This is a genomic window from Desulfofundulus thermobenzoicus (assembly GCF_009428905.1).
In the GTDB taxonomy this organism is placed as follows: Bacteria; Bacillota; Desulfotomaculia; order Desulfotomaculales; family Desulfovirgulaceae; genus Desulfofundulus_A; species Desulfofundulus_A thermobenzoicus.
On the sequence record NZ_WHYR01000156.1, the window covers coordinates 1 to 479 of the forward strand.

At 42.8% G+C, this 479-nt stretch carries 2 protein-coding genes; both read right to left on the minus strand.

The window, feature by feature from the left end; translation table 11 throughout:
- A partial coding sequence (locus GFC01_RS20275) for an SDR family oxidoreductase (protein WP_194175032.1) occupies window positions 1-126 on the minus strand: 126 nt, incomplete at its 3' end.
- A 101-nt stretch (window positions 127-227) separates the two neighbouring features.
- Window positions 228-479: RrF2 family transcriptional regulator (locus GFC01_RS17990; protein ID WP_194175033.1), on the minus strand; the 252-nt coding region annotated here is incomplete at its 5' end.

The window sequence follows — 479 nt, forward strand, 5'->3', positions numbered from 1 at the left end:
CAAATGTGCTGCTTTTTGTGGATTTCGAACACTGACTGCAATTTGTTCAGCCGGTACTTTTGTGAGCAAATGCTTGACGACGAGCGTCCCAAGTTGTCCTGTTGCACCTGTTACTAATAATTTCATTTGTTTGACCTCCTCATTTTTCGTTCAACGTTGATGTGCATGCGTTATAATCAAAATGGTTACAACAAAGGTGTAAAAAAAGCTCCAAAGTACGAGCTTTTTTATTCCGCCTCTGTTAATAATTGCTGAATTGTCACTTGCTTTAGGTGATTCTCAAGTGCAGCTTGTGCTTCTTTTAGTTCATGCCGCAGTCTCGTATCCATCGCTTGACCAATCGGGCATGCGATGACGGGCTGATGAAAGTTAAATAATTCTTCATTCTCGCTTACATCCACAGCACGGTACACATCTAAGAGCGTGATGTCCTCAGCCGGTCTTTTTAAATAAGCACCGCCTACTCCGCGGCGAATTTC